This is a genomic window from Microcoleus sp. SVA1B4, from assembly GCF_036700545.1.
Classification (GTDB): domain Bacteria; phylum Cyanobacteriota; class Cyanobacteriia; order Cyanobacteriales; family Microcoleaceae; genus Microcoleus.
Genome location: NZ_JAUBPB010000109.1, coordinates 1 through 15,771, shown reverse-complemented (window position 1 = coordinate 15,771; position 15,771 = coordinate 1). Strand labels below are relative to the sequence as shown.

At 44.6% G+C, this 15,771-nt stretch carries 23 protein-coding genes; 9 read left to right on the top strand and 14 right to left on the bottom strand.

The features are described from left to right. A partial coding sequence (locus QT987_RS28535; protein ID WP_333246775.1) for a hypothetical protein occupies positions 1–198 on the top strand: 198 nt, incomplete at its 5' end. On the opposite strand, the gene QT987_RS28530 is transcribed toward QT987_RS28535, so the two are convergent. The 6 genes from QT987_RS28530 to QT987_RS28505 form a co-directional block, all read right to left on the bottom strand. After that, positions 171–293 carry a photosystem II reaction center protein J gene (locus QT987_RS28530; RefSeq protein WP_333109398.1) on the bottom strand — a complete coding sequence of 41 codons (123 nt, stop codon included), beginning with the start codon at positions 291–293 and terminating at the stop codon, positions 171–173. The two genes, QT987_RS28535 and QT987_RS28530, sit on opposite strands and share 28 nt — an antisense overlap. A 69-nt stretch (positions 294–362) precedes the next feature. Then, positions 363–485, bottom strand: a complete 123-nt coding sequence (locus tag QT987_RS28525) for a photosystem II reaction center protein L (RefSeq protein ID WP_015176850.1) — start codon at positions 483–485, stop codon at positions 363–365. Between the two features lie 9 nt (positions 486–494). Further along, positions 495–632: a cytochrome b559 subunit beta gene (gene psbF, locus QT987_RS28520; RefSeq protein ID WP_006635504.1), complete on the bottom strand. Its 138-nt coding sequence runs from the start codon at positions 630–632 to the stop codon at positions 495–497. A gap of 20 nt (positions 633–652) precedes the next feature. Further along, entirely contained in the window at positions 653–901 is a 249-nt protein-coding gene (psbE, locus tag QT987_RS28515) for a cytochrome b559 subunit alpha (RefSeq protein ID WP_006635503.1), read from the bottom strand. A 56-nt stretch (positions 902–957) separates the two neighbouring features. Continuing rightward, positions 958–1,971: a photosynthesis system II assembly factor Ycf48 gene (locus QT987_RS28510; RefSeq protein WP_333246773.1), complete on the bottom strand. Its 1,014-nt coding sequence runs from the start codon at positions 1,969–1,971 to the stop codon at positions 958–960. After that, complete coding sequence (locus tag QT987_RS28505) at positions 1,958–2,293, bottom strand: rubredoxin (RefSeq protein ID WP_333206831.1); 336 nt, start codon at positions 2,291–2,293, stop codon at positions 1,958–1,960. The genes QT987_RS28510 and QT987_RS28505 overlap by 14 nt, the downstream gene beginning before the upstream one ends. 366 nt (positions 2,294–2,659) lie before the next feature. Between QT987_RS28505 and ndhC the strand changes: the two genes are divergently transcribed. From ndhC to QT987_RS28465, 8 genes are all read left to right on the top strand, one after another. Next, a complete protein-coding gene (ndhC, locus tag QT987_RS28500) occupies positions 2,660–3,022 on the top strand; it encodes a photosynthetic/respiratory NAD(P)H-quinone oxidoreductase subunit C (protein ID WP_006635500.1) in 363 nt (120 codons plus the stop codon). Next, positions 3,013–3,738 (top strand): photosynthetic/respiratory NAD(P)H-quinone oxidoreductase subunit K, encoded by a 726-nt coding sequence (ndhK, locus tag QT987_RS28495; protein WP_333052111.1) that lies wholly within the window; start codon positions 3,013–3,015, stop codon positions 3,736–3,738. The genes ndhC and ndhK overlap by 10 nt, the downstream gene beginning before the upstream one ends. Continuing rightward, positions 3,731–4,234, top strand: a complete 504-nt coding sequence (locus tag QT987_RS28490; protein ID WP_333223573.1) for an NAD(P)H-quinone oxidoreductase subunit J — start codon at positions 3,731–3,733, stop codon at positions 4,232–4,234. Before ndhK ends, QT987_RS28490 begins: the two co-directional genes overlap by 8 nt. A gap of 160 nt (positions 4,235–4,394) precedes the next feature. Next, positions 4,395–5,822, top strand: coding sequence for a hypothetical protein (locus tag QT987_RS28485; RefSeq protein WP_333246771.1), 1,428 nt, complete (start codon positions 4,395–4,397; stop codon positions 5,820–5,822). Positions 5,823–5,929: 107 nt separating this feature from the next. Continuing rightward, positions 5,930–6,178, top strand: a complete 249-nt coding sequence (locus tag QT987_RS28480) for a DUF4926 domain-containing protein (RefSeq protein WP_333246769.1) — start codon at positions 5,930–5,932, stop codon at positions 6,176–6,178. Between the two features lie 132 nt (positions 6,179–6,310). Beyond that, positions 6,311–6,973: a restriction endonuclease gene (locus tag QT987_RS28475; protein ID WP_333246767.1), complete on the top strand. Its 663-nt coding sequence runs from the start codon at positions 6,311–6,313 to the stop codon at positions 6,971–6,973. After that, on the top strand, positions 6,970–8,406 hold the full coding sequence (locus QT987_RS28470) for a class I SAM-dependent methyltransferase (protein ID WP_333246765.1): 1,437 nt from the start codon (positions 6,970–6,972) through the stop codon (positions 8,404–8,406). The genes QT987_RS28475 and QT987_RS28470 overlap by 4 nt, the downstream gene beginning before the upstream one ends. A 77-nt stretch (positions 8,407–8,483) precedes the next feature. Continuing rightward, positions 8,484–9,104: a Uma2 family endonuclease gene (locus tag QT987_RS28465; RefSeq protein ID WP_333246763.1), complete on the top strand. Its 621-nt coding sequence runs from the start codon at positions 8,484–8,486 to the stop codon at positions 9,102–9,104. Positions 9,105–9,376: 272 nt separating this feature from the next. On the opposite strand, the gene QT987_RS28460 is transcribed toward QT987_RS28465, so the two are convergent. The 8 genes from QT987_RS28460 to QT987_RS28425 form a co-directional block, all read right to left on the bottom strand. After that, positions 9,377–10,042 (bottom strand): Na(+)/H(+) antiporter subunit B, encoded by a 666-nt coding sequence (locus QT987_RS28460; RefSeq protein WP_333246761.1) that lies wholly within the window; start codon positions 10,040–10,042, stop codon positions 9,377–9,379. Further along, positions 10,042–10,629 carry a DUF4040 domain-containing protein gene (locus tag QT987_RS28455; RefSeq protein ID WP_333246759.1) on the bottom strand — a complete coding sequence of 196 codons (588 nt, stop codon included), beginning with the start codon at positions 10,627–10,629 and terminating at the stop codon, positions 10,042–10,044. Before QT987_RS28455 ends, QT987_RS28460 begins: the two co-directional genes overlap by 1 nt. Further along, a complete protein-coding gene (locus QT987_RS28450) occupies positions 10,619–10,906 on the bottom strand; it encodes a monovalent cation/H(+) antiporter subunit G (protein WP_333246758.1) in 288 nt (95 codons plus the stop codon). Before QT987_RS28450 ends, QT987_RS28455 begins: the two co-directional genes overlap by 11 nt. Further along, a complete protein-coding gene (locus QT987_RS28445) occupies positions 10,903–11,133 on the bottom strand; it encodes a hypothetical protein (protein ID WP_041622563.1) in 231 nt (76 codons plus the stop codon). The genes QT987_RS28450 and QT987_RS28445 overlap by 4 nt, the downstream gene beginning before the upstream one ends. 461 nt (positions 11,134–11,594) lie before the next feature. Continuing rightward, the gene (locus QT987_RS28440; protein WP_333231558.1) at positions 11,595–11,978 is read right to left on the bottom strand and encodes a Na+/H+ antiporter subunit E; all 384 of its coding nucleotides are present in this window, start codon (positions 11,976–11,978) and stop codon (positions 11,595–11,597) included. Next, entirely contained in the window at positions 11,975–13,405 is a 1,431-nt protein-coding gene (locus QT987_RS28435) for a cation:proton antiporter (protein ID WP_333246756.1), read from the bottom strand. The genes QT987_RS28440 and QT987_RS28435 overlap by 4 nt, the downstream gene beginning before the upstream one ends. Further along, entirely contained in the window at positions 13,402–13,740 is a 339-nt protein-coding gene (locus QT987_RS28430; protein ID WP_333246754.1) for an NADH-quinone oxidoreductase subunit K, read from the bottom strand. The genes QT987_RS28435 and QT987_RS28430 overlap by 4 nt, the downstream gene beginning before the upstream one ends. Before the next feature lie 498 nt (positions 13,741–14,238). After that, complete coding sequence (locus QT987_RS28425) at positions 14,239–15,504, bottom strand: ABC transporter permease (RefSeq protein WP_333246752.1); 1,266 nt, start codon at positions 15,502–15,504, stop codon at positions 14,239–14,241. Between the last annotated feature and the right edge of the window lie 267 nt (positions 15,505–15,771).

Genomic DNA, 15,771 nt, shown 5'->3' with positions numbered 1-15,771 from the left:
CGTCCCGCCCGTCCTTTTTGGACGGGCGGGACGCCCATCCCACAAACTTGTGGAAGTTATTTAATTTTCATTCCTGAGAAAGGCTATACCAGATTTACCAACACAATTCGCATAATTAAAACCCCCCTTGAAAAAGGGGGGTTAACAGCCGAAAATCAGCTTGATTCTCCTTACATCGAAGAACCCAAACCGGCATAAGCACCGTAGAAGAAAAGACTCACAATGGTGAGAACACCGAGGCCTGCAACAGTAGCTACCAGCCACAAAGGAATTCTGCCACTTTCACTAAACATAGCCATCACCTCACTAATTTACAGCTCAACAAATTCGATGGAACTATCGAAAGCCAACTCAGACACCAGTTAATTAAAGAAATAACTGGAGAACAAAATACCCAAAACAAAAATCAGTAACAAACCCAAATACAAAGAAGTCCGGTTTAACTCAACAGGCTGCTCGTTGGGATTAGGAACGCGCTCAGGCATTGTAAACTCCTATCGTTGAATAAATTGCATTGCTGCGATCGCGCCCAAAAAGAAAATTGTTGGGACACCTAAAGTATGAACTGCCAACCAGCGCACCGTAAAAATCGGATACGAAATTGGCTCATTATTGGGGGTTCTACTCGTCATTTTTCCAAATCCTTGTTAAATTACTTGGCAATGAACTGATCTACTTGTTTCTTAGCTTCAAAGCGATCCGAGATAATCGGCACTTCTTCCCGCTGCGGTGTGAAATATTGGTTAGGGCGAGGAGTTCCGAAAGCATCGTAAGCCAAACCCGTTTGCACAAACAGCCATCCAGCAATAAACAAAGCCGGAATGGTGATGCTGTGAATTACCCAATAACGGATACTTGTAATAATGTCCCCAAACGGACGTTCTCCAGTTGTACCAGCCATTTAGAATCCTCCTTTCAACAACAAATTGACAGACAATCTCTCTTACTATTCTACTATCAAGCAGCTTGCGCTGAACCTTGATATTTAAGTAGAGTACCGCTCGCGCCGATCACAAATCCGCGATCGGGGCCCATAAAGACAATCCTGTAAAAATTAGCCGGAACATCTTCAACTTCGCGGTCTTTTAGCCAAGTTTTCCCGCCGTCCAAACTGCACAGCAAATTGCCGCCGCCGCCGGCTACCCAAACTTCATTATCAGTCCGGTAAGCCATGTCCAGCAAACCCCAACTCGCCTTGCGATCGGGAAAAAACGGTTTTCCCCAACCTTCAGGATTGGACGGGTCGCTAAACTGAATCTGACCGCCGCGGGCGAGCATCCACAAACGCCCATCCTTGGTAAAGCCCATATTTTGCAGGCGGCGAGAACTATTGCGGTTGTGAGGTTCCCAAGCTTCTTGTCCGGGTTTCCACACCGAGTAGAAATTGCCCTTCGAGGAAACCGCAACATACTGCCCGTCTTCAGAACGGTTGATATTGCGAACTACCCCAAAAGAATCCTGCACGACAGCTTTCCAATTTTTGCCGCCGTCGGAAGTCCGGTAAATCGCCCCGACATCGGTCGTCATCTCGGCGGAATTCGGGCCCAAAGCTGCGATCGTACTCGGAGAACCGGGCAACTGAGAGCTCAAAGCAATCCGCGTCCAAGACTTGCCCTCATCGTTCGTGTGGAGCAAAACTGAAGGCTGGCCGACAATCCAGCCTTCGGAACCAGAAAAACTCACCGACGCAAAACGCGACCTCGGATCGTCGATATCCAGTGCTATAGACTTCCAGCTAGTACCGCCGTCCAGCGTTTCGAGCAGAGTCGCCTCAGAACCCACAACCCAGCCGTGCTGAGGATTGCCCGTAAAGGCAATATCCTGCAAATTAGCTTCCGTCGGCAAGGAAATCACTTGCCAGGGGTTGTAACTCACAGCACCGATGGTGCTGCAACTCGTACAGATGAGCGCAGCCGCCAATAACATTACAATTCGTTGCCAAAATCTCACAATCGTCTTACTGCAAACCATACATACTAAGTAAAAACAAGAAACCAACGACCAAGCCGCCAAAAATCAGCAAACTTTTCTGACCTTCGGTCATGCCGTTGACACCGACACCGTAGCGCTGATTTGCCTTAAATCCCGATACCCCTTCCATCTGACCGAGATTTTGAAACATCGACTTACGCGCCCCGCAAACGGGACACACCCAAGTCGGGGTCACATCTGTAAAAGCAGTGCCAGGGGCAATTGCATTTTTAGGATCGCCCTTTTTAGGATTGTAGACGTAGCCGCAGGCTCGGCACTCGTGCCGATCGAGGGTATTAGTCTCCGTGGCTCGATCGCTCATAAATCCAAAATTATGGGTCAGCTAATCGTGAAGTACCTCAACTAAACTTCGTTCGAGTTGGGGCTTCCAACTAAAACTCATATGAGGACGGTCTTATTCGTCTTCGAGGTTTCCCGTCTCAACCGCCGATGCCACGTTAGGGACACCACTTGGGTGTTCGACACTTAAGTCGAGGATGGTCTTACTTAGCGTCCACAGGCAGCCGCCCGTCTTCCACAGGCAGTTACAATATTAAAATATACATTAAAAATTATTGCAGAAGATGGAGGATTAATCTCAACTAACTCGTAATTTTAGCTACCCAAAATCTATATAATGTAACAGACAAGTTACAGAACCCTTTCACCTAGGCAGTAATTATTCATCGTGTTTGCACTCAGCGGCTACGAGTATTTCTTAGGCTTCCTGTTAATTTCCAGCCTAGTCCCTATCCTCGCCCTCACGGCGTCTAAGGTTCTGCGGCCCAAAAGTCGTCCCTACGACCGACGCACTACCTACGAATCCGGCGTCGAGCCGATCGGCGGAGCCTGGATTCAGTTCAACATCAGATATTATATGTTCGCCCTGGTCTTCGTCATCTTCGACGTAGAGACCGTCTTCCTCTATCCTTGGGCGGTTGCTTTCAACCAGCTAGGACTGTTGGCTTTCATCGAAGCCTTGTTTTTTATCACGATCCTCGTTATTGCTCTTGTCTATGCATGGCGCAAAGGAGCCTTGGAATGGTCTTAAGTTCTGACAAATCACAAAAACCTCTAATTGTCAACCCCGCTATTCGCCCTGAAGTCACATCCGAATTATCAGAGAATGTCATCCTAACTACGGTTGATGACCTCTACAATTGGGCGAGACTTTCGAGCCTGTGGCCCCTGCTTTACGGTACCGCTTGCTGCTTCATCGAATTTGCAGCTTTGATCGGATCGCGCTTTGACTTCGACAGATTCGGCTTAGTACCGCGATCGAGCCCCCGACAAGCCGACTTGCTCATCACCGCCGGCACAATTACCATGAAGTACGCCCCCATCTTGGTGCGGCTGTACGAACAAATGCCCGAACCCAAATACGTGATCGCGATGGGCGCCTGCACCATCACCGGCGGAATGTTCAGCGTAGACTCCCCCACAGCAGTCAGAGGCGTTGACAAACTGATTCCCGTAGATGTGTACATCCCCGGCTGTCCCCCCCGCCCAGAAGCGATTATTGACGCAATTATCAAACTGCGGAAAAAAATCGCCAACGATTCGATGCAAGAACGCGGCAACTTGCTCCCCACCCACCGCTACTACACCAGACCCCACAAGATGAAAGTAGTAGACGACATCTTGGATGGCAAATATTTGTCAGTTCCTGGCCGGATGGCGCCGCCGAAAGAATTGACCGAAGCAATGGGAATGCCAGTACCACCGGCTTTGCTTGCAGGACAAAAACAGGAGGTAAACCGTGGCTGAGACAGAAACCTCAATTGTTGAAGCCGGGAAGGTTTCCCAGTGGTTGACTCAGAATGGGTTTGAACACGAAGCTTTAGCGGCCGATAATTTGGGCGTGGAGATATTAAAGGTCGATCGAGACTTCTTAATTCCGATGTCAACAGCACTGTATGCCTACGGGTTTAATTATATGCAGTGCCAGTGCGCCTACGACCAAGGGCCGGGAGAAGATTTAGTCAGCGTCTACCACTTGGCTAAGCTGACAGATAATGCTTCCCATCCCGAAGAAGTCCGCGTCAAAGTATTCATTCCCCGCGACGATCCCAGAGTGCCATCAGTCTACTGGATTTGGAAAGCAGCCGACTTTCAAGAGCGGGAATCCTACGATATGTACGGCATTGTCTACGAAGGACATCCGAATCTGAAACGGATTTTGATGAACGAAGATTGGGTAGGCTGGCCGCTGCGGAAAGATTACATTTCCCCTGATTTCTACGAATTGCAAGACGCTTATTAAGGGAGTTTTGCGAGGGCGGGTTTGAGCATAAAATTGGACTTTTGGGGTTAAGTTTTAGGCAAGACCCGCCCTCTCTTTTTTGGCTAATTTTGATTAACTGGTTCCTAGGCTCTGTCGGGGAACCGATGCCCAAAAACGCTATTTTCAAAAAAGTATTAGTATGGTTTACGAAACTGCTGGTTTAATAGCTTTACTAAGTATCGTAATAATTTACCGGCAACTTAGCAGGGGTAAGAACAAACCGGATGATAACAGGCTCGAAGCACAGAAAGTTGAGCTTAGGCAAATAAACCAGCAGTTACAACAAGCAAATAACCTATTTACCGCCTTTATAGTTCAAATCCTTGCAAGATTTAAGCAAAAAGAGGCAGAACTTAAGGCAGCTACTACTGAGAACAATTCTTTGAAGCAGACGGTTCAAAGCCTACAACAACAGTTAGCAAGCGTTGAGAGCGAAAGAGATGAATTAAGGAAAATTTCAACAAATCTTCGTATTGAAAATATTTACTTTGAACAAAAAATTGAAGAACTAGAAGCTCATAAAAAAGTTCTTATTCAAGAATTGGGGGGTTCTCTCAGTAGTCAAGATATAGAGTTTATAACGTGGGAATTTTTAATCGAGAAAGTTAAAGAGGTTACTAGCCAGCTTAATGAAGTCATAGCCCAAAATCAATCACTCATTAAAACAAATACGGATTTACAGCAAGAAAGAGACGTTCTGAGAAGAGAGTTAAATCAAGTTAAGGATAATAATACTAGATTGACACAAGATAATCTACAACTCCGAGCTAGCCAAAACTCTTTAGAGTCAGAAATAAGACGAGCAATAGACCGAATTCAACCTTTAGAGATAGATAATAACCAGCTAGAGCAAGAAAAAACCCAATTAGAAAGAAAGCTTTATGAGTTAAATTCATTAAACTCCAATTCACCTCAATTAGAAACAAAAGTTAAGCAACTAGAAGGGAATGCCAGAGAGCTAGAAAAAGCCAAAATAAGTTTAGAGCGACAGCTTAAGGACGAGAAAAATAGAGTTGCACCTCTTGAGCAAAAAATTAAAAACTTGGAACAGGTAATAACTCAACTGGAAACAGAGCTTGAGCAGGAGAAAAGTAAATGTAGGGCTACCATTGAAAAGATGAAAGAGGAAAATAATCGGCTGCTTGCAACAATAGTTCGACAAGAGGAGATCATAAAAGAGCTACGAGAAGAAATTGAGAGTTTGATAATTATAGATCCGGATAATGATGGAATAATCTTAGAAGATTATAATGATTCAAGTTTATTAGAAGATTATAATGATTTAGTTTATTTCGTTCAAACATCTTTAGGAACTTCAGGTATAGAGGAATTAGATGATTGGGGAAAAACAGAAGAGTTTTACATAGAACTTATCAGTAGACTTTGTTTTATCGATACTATACTCATAACTAAAATAAAATCCTTGGAATATAAATTCCATCCGGTTTATAAGGAATATATTGCTGCGAGTTTAGATATTAGCTTTAGCTATCCCGGTGAATTTTTGTTTTGGAGTAATGGCGAAATGTGTTTGGAACTAAGTTATTTCTTCAATAGTAAGTTGTAATTAAGAGTTTATCAATCTAACCGATGAGTTACACCTATCGCAAAACAAAACTAGAATACGGGATGTTCAGACACCGTATTATAATGTAGTGCCTGGAGGTAATAAGAGTGGCAAAGAATACAATTAAATTACTAGATGTCGTTGCATTGACAGTTGACCTTCCTGAATACAACCTGTGGCGCGGACAAGTAGGGACTGTAGTTGAACTGTTGGCTGATGGTGCAGCGTTTGAGGTTGAATTTAGCGACCGCAACGGACGCACTTATGAATCTGTCGGGCTGTATCCAGAGCAAATCATGGTGTTATACTTTGAGCCAGCATCACCTAATATCAAACCCGAAATGGTTACAGCATAAGCGGCACAATAACTTGCGGACTTTATAAAAAATTGGATTTCAGGTTGATAAGTGAAATAGCTAATAAACCTGCGATCTTTAATGATACCGTTTAATGGGTCAGCAAATTAAATAATCTGGTGGTTCATCAAAATGACGACTCTGACCGTAGAAATTCTTTGTTCTGAGGCGGCAATATTTTCAGCAGCCGAGTCTCAACACCCAGAACCTCTGCTTTATGGCATCACAGACGGAAAGGCTGTTGGGACATATTTGGAGCAAAAGTTCAGACTCTATCTCAAGCAAAAATATGAATTTATAGATGGTAATTCAGCAAGCGGCATCGATTTCCCTGGGCTACTGGTTGACGTGAAGGTAACAAGCATTAGGCAACCGCAGTCGTCATGTCCTTTCAAATCTGCAAGGCAAAAGATTTTTGGGCTGGGATATTCACTGATTATCTTTGTTTACGAAAAGACAGACAACAGTACGATCCGAACTGCAACCCTGAATATTTTGCATACAATTTACGTGAGTGCCGAAAGAACAGCAGATTTTCAAATGACCCGTGGAATTCGTAATATTTTAGACAATGAAGGCAATAAAGATGATTTGCTTGCTTTCATGTTTGACAAAAATTTACCTGTTGACGAAATTGAAGCAGGTAACATTGCAGACGAAATACTGAGAAACCCACCAGTGCAAGGTTTTTTGACGATTTCTAATGCGTTGCAATGGCGACTTCAGTATGGAAGAGTCATTGAGCGTGCTGGACAACAGGAAGGGGTTATCGCAGTTTATCAATCTAACCGATGAGTTCCAACGATCGCAAAACCAAACTAGAATATGGGGATTTTCAGACACCGCTGGAATTAGCCGAGATGGTGTGTCGGAAATTGATAGAACTAGATGTTAACCCCAAAGTCATCATTGAGCCAACTTGCGGCATAGGTAATTTCATTAAAGCTGCTGCAAATTCGTTTCCATCCGCCAGCCATATTATCGGGGTTGAAATCAATCAAAGTTATTTAAGAGAATTAACAGCTAAGCATGAATTGTTAGAGGATGAAAGATGTGAGGTTAAGCACGGAGATTTTTTTGAATTTGACTGGACATCATTAATCAACCAATTCAATCATAGGGTGCTGGTACTTGGCAACTTTCCTTGGGTAACAAACTCACAACAAGGAACTATTGGCAGTGAAAACTTGCCGAAAAAAACTAATTTTCAAAAGCACACTGGCTTAGATGCACTAACAGGTAAAAGTAACTTCGATATATCAGAATGGATGCTGATCCATGCGATACAATGGTTGCAAAATCGTGACGCCACTCTGGCAATGCTTTGCAAGACTTCCGTGGCGAGAAAGTTATTGAGTTACATTCATTCAAAAAAACTTAATCTCGCTAGCTGTGCAACTTACAAAATAGATGCTAAAAAATATTTTGATGCAAATGTTGATGCCTGTCTGTTATTCTGCAAGTTTGACTTAAGTTCACAAAACTACTTCTGCGATGTATTTAGCAGTTTAGAAAGTTCAGATTGTCACCGAATCGGACATCACAACAATCTCCTGGTTAAAGATATAGATTCTTTCAAGAAGTTTAGTAATTTATATGCTGTAAATTTAGGAACGAAATGGCGATCTGGCGTCAAGCATGACTGCTCGAATGTGATGGAGTTTCGGAAAATTGATAATTTGTTTGTCAATGGATTTGGGGAATCTGTCGAGCTTGAGGAAACTTATCTATTTCCGCTACTTAAAGGATCGGATGTTGCTCAAAATCGCATTAATGCTACAGATCGATATATCTTAGTTACTCAAAAATTTATCGGTGAATCAACCGAAAATATCAAAACTATAGCCCCTAAAACCGGACGTTATCTAGAGAAGTGCGGGCAATATCTAGATAATCGCAAAAGCAAAATTTACCAAAATAACCCTCGCTTTTCGATTTTTGGAGTAGGCGATTATAGCTTCCAACCTTGGAAAATTGCGATTTGCGGGCTTTATAAAAAATTGGATTTTAGGTTAATCGGTGAAATAGCTAATAAACCTGCAATTTTCGATGATACTGTTTACTTTCTCAGCTTTGACAGCGAGAGAGTTGCACGTCAAACTTTTGAGCTTTTGAATTCACCGACGGCAATTAACTTTTATTCAGCACTCGTATTTTGGGATGAAAAGCGCCCGATTAAATCCAGCATTTTAAATTGTCTGAATCTAGCAAGGCTGGCAGATTCGTAATTTGTAACCGCTGATGCACGCAGATCAACGCAGATAAATAGAGATATAATTGATATTATTGGTATTTCTGAAAACCTATGACTCAAGCTTTACCCAAACTCGTAAACTTCGAGGAATTTGTGGAGTGGCTGCCTGAAAACTCGGCGGTACGCTACGAACTGCATAATGGAGATATTGTTGAGATGGCACAACCAGTAGGCGAACATGAGGAAGTTAAAGGCTTTCTTACAATCAAAGTTTCCGTTGCAATCGATCGTCTGGGGTTGCCATACAGTATCCCCAACCAAGTGATAGTTAGACCTCCTGAAAAAGATTCTGGTTATTTGCCTGATGTGTTGGTGCTGAATCGCGCAAATTTGGCACAAGAAACTTTGTGGCAAAAACAATCTATCCTCAGTTTTGGTGCATCGATACCTTTGGCAATTGAGGTTGTGTCAAGTAATTGGCGCGATGATTACTATTTGAAATATGCTGATTATGAGGAGATGGGTATCCCTGAATATTGGATTGTGGATTATGCTGCGTTGGGTGGACGCAATTTTATTGGCAATCCCAAACAACCGACAATTTCTGTGTGTAACTTGGTTGATGGTGAATATCAAGTCCTCAAGTTTCGAGAGAACGATCGCATTGTGTCGCAAACTTTTCCTGATTTGAACCTCACAGCAAATCAGATTTTTCAAGCTGGTTTAGTGTAAGCGGATCTCTCGTAAATTTGGATTTTTTAACCGCTGATGCACGCAGATAAACGCAGATGAGTACACAGGAATTACTTATAAAAAGCAAAGAAACCGGGTTTTTGATTTCGCAAAAAACCCGGTTTCTGACTACTCGTGCCTCAGCCTTATAAACGTAAAATATCGTTTATAAGGCTGAATGATTAAACGGCAGAGAAGACGGAGGACACAGAGTCAGAGATTGAGAGAGATGAATAATTTCGATGCCAATGGATTTGAGATCGGGACATTTTTCATAGCAATCCGCGATAGCGAATAAACACCAAAAGCACCGCCCACGATCCTAATGCGACTTTGACTGCAACCAGGATATTCAGCAAGGGGAGAATGCCACCGCTGAAAAGTGTGCCTAACTCTCCGTGGGGTAACTCATATCCTGACAGAGTGATAACGGACAATACAATGAAAACAAGTACCGAAACTTTCTCCAAAGTCGCGGCGTGCCAGCGCTGGTAGATTTCTTGCATCCACTGCGGTGATGAGGTAATCGCCACCAAGCCGATCGCAGTTCCCCCCGCTACACCCGCGGCAAAACCACCGCCTGGACTTAAATGCCCGCGAATTGCTAGTTCGACACCCACCAACGCGGCAATCGTCGCTCCCAATCGCGCCAAAATAATCGATGGTTGATCGGTAAACTGATATATGGCGCAGGACGGACTTTCATTGGCTAGCATAAAACTTGCACCCATAATGGCGATCGTAAATACTACGACTTCAAAGATCGTGTCGTACAGCCGATTTCGCAAAATGATACCGGAAACCGCATTGGATACTCCACTATCTTGAACAACCAATTCGACGATCGAACTTTGCTGCGATAACTCCATTGTGGGATTGGCGATTAGCAGCATTTTGATAAACAGCGCTATCCCGGATAAAAAGTAAACCCACTTCATCAATGCTTGTCCTCTGCGTCAGGTGTATTTACATAGGTTAGGGTTGTCCCCGGTGATGAAAGTTCGGTTTGCATGATGTCGTAGACACGCCGAACTCTGGTTGCGGTGTTATAAAGTTGCGCTTCGCCACTGTTTTCCAATTGGCTTTGTGGCGCACAAGCTGCATGAACTTCTTTTTCCCTCAGCGCCCGCTGCAATGCCTGTGTAGTCGCATAGGGAACGAGTTCCAAGCGCATATGGCGTTTCTGAAAAACTGTGCGGATGTCATCTATCACTTGCTTAAAATCACCTGCGGTTTTGTCGTTTGGTATAGCATCGCCCTCTGTCCCCTCTTCGATTACACCCAGACGCAGCACGAAGGATGAACGCACCGTCACTGCATAAAGTGTAATCGCGAGTAGAGTACCCATCAAGGCTTCGGTCAAGCCCACATCCCCCGCGCCTAAAATTGTATACACCAAGGCGGCGATCGCTCCCAATACCCCCCGCAGTAGCAATGCGTGGTATGGATTGACCTGAAATACCACCATACCAGCAGCTAAGGGCAGCAGAGCGACGAGGACATAAATGTAGCTATTATCGTTCATAGTTAGTCCCTGTTTTAGAACAATAGGCCAACACATATCCCAGCATTGTGTTCCAGGTTGCTAAGCAAATGAGCGCCAGAATCAGCAGGGGCCATTTACTGGGTATTTGCAGCAGCAATCCGACGACGATCGCGATCGAACCCAGCGTATCTGCTACCGAAAGACTGTGCAGTTTATATAAAACCGATCGCTTCCCAAGTAGGTAAGAAGTACCCCAAAACCAGAAAAAAATCCCTATACCGATGCAGGTATAGCTCAATACATCTATTACGATCATGCTTCACTGATACGTTTGATTATATGTGCCAACAACATCAAGCCAGCATTACCCACACTGAGGATAATCGCCGCCACCACACCGATCATCCAATCATCGCGCCAGACGGATATGACGAGAGCGATGATTGCCGCCTTGGTCGAAATACTGGCAAAGGCCAACATTGTCTGCCAGATATCATGATCTTTCCATACCTCGTACATAGGTATGAGCAGAGCCAAAATCATCGCAATTAGAATCAAGTTGTTCAAGTTGTTCAATTGTGTGGACTCCTGATTTTTCTTAGTTAATATCGGGGCGGGCTCGCGTGCCCAACCCCCTACACCCCACAAGAAACTCTTGAGAATAGTGCAACTTAATAGACCTCTGCCATAATTGTTGTGGAACAGGGTTCCTGCCTGTTCTTGACGGGCAGTTTCGCGAGTGGGGGCGGGTTTATTTAACCTGTCTGCAATCTTTAAAGCTATTGGTGAACCCGCCCCTACAGATTCTTGAGAATGATCCAATATCGAGCGTGTAAATAAACTCGGGTATGTCAGAAAATGTAAAGTATCGTAACCCCTGCGATAGAGCACTTTTACTAACTGCGGACATACTTACGTATTTTATCGCCGTTCTACTTATTTATTTCTCCCTTCTCTGCCTTCTCTGAGTTCTCTGCGGTTTAATCATTCCGAAAAAACTTCAGCTAATTACTCGAAGTCCGCCGCACTCGGTGTACTTCGTAAAAACCCTCTTCGTGATATTTCACGACAATCGTCTTGGGAGTAAAAGTGATCACGAAGACATCTAGGAATATCAGCAAGGGCGATCGATGGTTTGGCACTTTTTCCATGATCACATCTTCGTGTCTGTGGGGACGGAAGATGAGTTCAAAAGCTTCTATATAAGCTATCGGAATCGCCATGAAGATTTTACCAAACACCCCCAACCATTCCCTCAAAGGTTCCGGGGGTGTGTAGCTGCGCGGCAACAGGAAAGCAATGATGAAGCCGATCGCAATATTTGCCAAACTAAAATCGGCAGTAAGTAGAAACCAGATCGTCAGTCTTAATATTAGCTGTCCAATCATGTTGAGAATGCCATCCAGAATAGTAGGAGCGAAATCAAGCTCATAAAACCGACCAAATGATCGAATTGTTCAAGCATACGTGGCAGTTTGATTGCCGTGCGTTGAAAAATTAGAAAATAGGCTAACCAACCAACACCGATGATGGCTATCGCCTTAAGCATATTTTCCAGCGTATAAGCCTGAACATCAAAAGCATTGGCTGCAATCAGCCCACCTAGCAACAGCAACACTGCAGGCCAAAAACCGGGTTTTGATTTTGCTTCTCCACCACGGGGCAGAAAGATGAATTTAGCAAATAGGATAGCAGTTCCTACTGCTGCCACATTCATGGCGATCGCATAAGGGGGTGTCAAATTCTTCAAAGTCAACATCTTTGCCCCAAAGCCAACCAAAAAAGGAAAGCCTGAGATCGAAAGGCTACCCACGACTAAGGCAATCCAGAGCTTAGTATTAATCTGCTTTTGTCGCAATACCTTAAAGTCGCGGCTGGGTAAAGAGCCCGCAATCAGGAATAGCGCCGATTTGACCAAGCCGTGGGCGAGGGCATAAAAGCCTGCCGCTTCCGGGGCTACGAGAATCCAACCTAACTGCGAAACCGTGCTGAACGCCAGCACCCGCTTGGTATCCTTTTCAAAGATGCCATAGAACACGCCCATAAACGCCGCCCCGACTCCGAAAATCTGGACGATGGGTGCCACCTCCTCCACCATCAGCGCACAGCGCACGAGGGGATATACCCCCGCTTTGACCACAATCCCTGACAGCAAAGCCGACACTGGCGTTTCTGATTCCGAGTGAGTTAGCGGTAGCCATAACCCCGATACAAACACACCTCCCTTAACCAAGAGAGCCATAAAGATCAGAGCTGTCGCCTCTGGGGGCGCTGCACCCAAGCCGGCAAAACTAAACGAATTACTTGCCTTATAAACCAGCACGGCACCGACTAGATAAAACAGCATTGCCGTGTTGCTAATAAATAGATAGCGCAAAGCCACCCAAATCGAGCGATCGGTGCGAGGATAGGCAATCAAGAGAAACGCCGCAATGCCACTGACTTCTAACCCCACATATAAACTGATAAAGTCAGTAGAGGCAAAGGCCGCATTCAGGCTGCCATGCAACATCAGAATTTGTGCATAAAAAAATGCCGTCTTATCTGTGGGCCAACAGTAGATAATCACCGCTGCCGTGACTAAGGCATTGGTTAAGATGAAATAGCCGCTCAAGCGATCGACTAACAACGTGACACTGAAATTATCCAGTAACTGCAGCGTCACCGCTGACGGTATAGCAAAAAGCTGGAACGCATAGGCAGCGGACGCTATCGCTCCGAATACTGCGAGATACTTGGCAAACTTCGGAATCAAATAAATACTAAAGCCGACAAAAAACGGGAGTCCAATCCAGGCGATCGTCAGGGTATTCATGGGGTATTATTCATCTCGATTTCGTTACTTTCTAATGTCGGATTATCTCGTGCCAGCTTCATCACACTTACCAGCATTAAAGCCTGAATCGAAAAGCCGATCACGATCGCCGTTAAGATCACCGCCTGGGGAACCGGATCGGCGTAAGCGGCAACATTTTTCCCCTTTGAAATAATTGGTGTCAGCAAGCCTTCTCGCGATGCCACCACCACGTAATAGGCGATAACCCCTGTACTCATGACATCCATACAGACGATTTTCATGAGCAGGTTCTTTTTAAAGATGATACCAAAAAATCCGCAAAATACTGTTGCCAATACCAATGCTTCTAACATGGAAATTGCGTGTTGGATAAGGGGTTTTTGTTATTATATTTGAATTGGCGTATATTATTTCTAATGGGACTTAGAAATTTTCTAGCCCCTAAACTAGCTGAAACGCACTCTAGGTAAGGGAAAGAGTTTTCGGCTCCGTCAATCGATTTTAGATTTTAGATTTTAGATTTTAGATTTACTTGCGCGAGATAAATGCGGGGGCAATAAGTGATTTTCGATTTTCGATTTGGGATTGATTCCACGGATAAATCACGTGGCGGGTACCACATGAAGAAATTTTTGGTCAGATCCCAAACCCTTGCCAGTTCTCGATCGAACCCAATTCAAGCTCAAACCCTTTACCTGTCGGCGTTTGCAGCCATTTTGGACGTGATTTTTGTCTAAGTCTCGTTAGCGAATCTGTGGCCGACAACGAAGTCCGATCGTCCATCAAACCCGGTTTCAGACCAGTCGTGCGTCCAAGAGTGTTCAATTTCACTGGAGCGAACGTCACTAAGTTCAATCATTCCGCAAAGCTGCGATCGGATCTAAGCGAGCCGCATTCCGAGCCGGTAACACTCCAGCCAATAAGCCTACAGTAAAGGATAGCCCAAAACCAGCCGCGATCGACCATACAGAAACCACAAACGGAAATTTGAATGCTGTCGAGGCCCCAAAGGCGAGCGCAACTCCCAACCCAATACCCGCCGTTCCCCCCACCGTGGAAACTAAAATAGATTCCGCCATAAATTGAATTAGAATTGCTGCATTAGTAGCGCCTACGGCTTTGCGAATCCCGATTTCCTTAGTCCGTTCCACAACAGACACCAACATAATATTAGCAATACCGATGCCGCCAACCACCAAAGAAATTCCGGCGATCGAACCCACCATCACCGTAAATAAACCTATCACATTGCTGAAAGTATTAACTATTTCAGCTTGATTTACAACTCGAAAATCATCCGGTTGTGGCGGATAAATATTGTGGCGCAAGCGCATGATATTTTCCACTTGAAATTGAGCATCCGCCAAATCCGCTTCGTCGGCAGTTTCCAACCAAAAACCCGATATTGCAATCCCCGCTAAAGAATTTCTCCCCACAATCCGCGAAGACATATTTTTGAGGGGAATATAGACTCGATCGTCCTGATCGGTTCCCCCTACAGACCCCTTGCTTTCCATCACTCCAATGACCTTGTAGCGGTTGCCCTGAATGCGAATATCGGAGGATAGCGCATTAGCTCCCGCTCCAAAAAGTTCGTCCCGCACCTTAGAACCTAGGACAACTACTGGCTCAGCAGCATTCAATTCATCCTCATTAAAAAACCGTCCTTCTTGGGGTTGAATGTTCTTCACATCTGGATAGTTTAAATCCGTTCCCAAAATCGAAGTAAATGAATTTTGTCCGCCATAAACGACTTGCACTTGGCGCTGCAAATAAGCCGAAATTGCCTTAACTGCAGGAGCTTGTTTGCCGATCGCCCTAGCGTCATCCCAAGTAAGAGTAGTAGCAGAACCGCTTCCTTGACTGACACCGCCCGATCGAGAAGCGCCGGATAAAACCAACAGCACATTTGTACCCAAAGCCTTTAACTGTTCTTCAGTTGATTTTTGTACTCCCTGTCCCACCGAAGTAATAGCAATTACCGAAGATATCCCAATAATTACCCCCAGCATAGTTAAACTGGTACGCAACTTATTATTCCACAGCGCCTCTGTCGCCATCAACGCGATTTGAACGTTAGAGATTTTGTTGGTGCGGGGGCGAGTCTGTAATTTCATGTTATTAGTTATTAGTTATTTGTTATTTGGTGGCAACTTCTAAGGATTCTGCCTAAATTGGCCCCTAATTTATCACCTGACGATGCAACCGGAAACGATAGGATTTGTGGCACGACCCGCCGGGGGTTGAAACCCCCGTCTCATAGAAGACAGTCGGTTGAAACTGAGATATTGCACCATTCTCAATTAGCCGTAGATACTGTCTTGAACTGTCAAGGGGTAGCGAGTAAATAATTGGGGTCGAAAGGCTTTTGGGACTTTAAAATT